The 1,643-nt window shown below is 68.3% G+C and carries 1 protein-coding gene; it reads left to right on the top strand.

Annotated elements, in window-relative coordinates; translation table 11 throughout:
- Nucleotides 1–673 precede the first annotated feature (673 nt).
- Nucleotides 674–1,643 (top strand): SRPBCC family protein (locus ABZ641_RS36405; RefSeq protein ID WP_359988796.1); only part of this gene is annotated, 970 nt, incomplete at its 3' end.

Raw genomic sequence — 1,643 nt, 5'->3', positions numbered from 1 at the left:
ACCCCCATCCCCTCCAACACTCCCTTACGATCACGAAGATCCAGAGTAACCCCAAGAAGACGAAGAGCCCGAAGAGCCCGAGGACGAAGAGGAGCCCGAGGAACCCGAGGACGAGGAAGAGCCCGAAGAGCCCGAGGACGAGGAAGAGCCCGAGGAACCCGAGGACGAGGAAGAGCCCGAGGAACCCGAGGACGAGGAAGAGCCCGAAGAGCCGGCGCAGGAGCGTGCTGCGCGGGGCCGCGCCGGTCGCACCTCGCGGTCGGCCCGCAGGGCCGAGCCTTCGCCTGAGCCCTCGCCTGAAGGCAAGCCGGCGAAGAAGGCCCCGGCCCGGAGGCCGACCACGGCCGCCAAGAAGGCCCCGGCGAAGAGACCCACTCCAGCCAAACGCTCGACGGGTCGCGCGGCGCCGGCCAAGAAGGCGGCAGGACCGAAGGCGTCCGCCCCCGCGAAGAAGGCGCCCGCCAAGGGTGCCGCACCCGCCAAACGCTCGACGGGTCGCGCGGCGCCGGCCAAGACTGCGGCCAAGAAGGCGGCAGGACCGAAGGCGTCCGCCCCCGCGAAGAAGACCGCGGCCAAGAAGGCCCCCGCGAAGAAGGCCGCGGCCAAGAAGACCGCAGCGAAGAAGACCGCATCCGGCAGGTCCTCGACCCGCTCCAGCGGCAGGAGGTAGGCCATGGCCACGACGGAACGTGAGTCGCGCGAAAAGTCCCCGGAAGAGTCGTCCGAAAAATCGGGTTTCGACAAGCTGCGTGAGGAGGCCGTTCACTATCTCGGGGCGCAGATGGAGCACCTGGTCGAGAAGGCCGGTGACAAGGTCTCCGACCTTACGGGTCAACTCGGGGAGGTCGCCGAGAACGGGGGGGTGCTGCCGAAGGTCGGCGCCCGTGTCCTGCAGGGTGACTCGCCGATCAAGGCCTTCCTCGGCGAGAAGGCGAAGAGCGTCAAGGACAGCGTCGTCGACAAGGTCAAGGGGGCGTTCGGCGGGGGCGGCAAGCCCGGGCGGAAGTCCGGCAAGAAGCCGATGAACATGATCGAGGCCCTCGACGTCGGCGTGCCCGTGCGCACCGCGTACGACCACTGGACCAAGTACGAGGACTTCAGCGGCTTTGCCAAGGGAGTGCAGAGCGTCTCCCAGGGCGACGAGGTCACCACCGACTGGAAGGTCAAGGTCGGGCCGTCGAAACGGAGTTTCAAGGCCACCGTCCAGGAGCAGGTGCCGGACGAGCGCATCGTGTGGACCTCACAGGGCGCCAAGGGCAGCACCCGCGGCGCTGTGAGCTTCCATGAGATCACCCCGACGCTGACCCGCATCGTCCTCGTCGTCGAGTACTACCCCGCGGGCTTCTTCGAGAAGACCGGGAACATCTGGCGTGCCCAGGGCCGCCGCCTGCGGCTGGACTTCAAGAACTTCCAGCGCTACGTCTCCCTCACCAACGACGAGGCCGAGGGCTGGCGCGGCGAGATCCGCGACGGCGAGGTCGTCAAGACCCATGACGAGGCCGTGGAAGAGGAGGAGGCCGCCCGGGAGCGGGAGGACCAGGAAGGCGCGGACGAGGAGTACGAGGACACCGAGGGCGAGTACGAGGAGGAGCCCGAGGAAGGTGACGCCGAGGGCGAGTACGAGGAGGAGCCCGAAGAGGGTG

This window comes from Kitasatospora sp. NPDC007106 (assembly GCF_040634455.1).
In the GTDB taxonomy this organism is placed as follows: Bacteria; Actinomycetota; Actinomycetes; order Streptomycetales; family Streptomycetaceae; genus Kitasatospora; species Kitasatospora arboriphila.
This window is presented reverse-complemented; position numbering and strand designations above follow the sequence as displayed.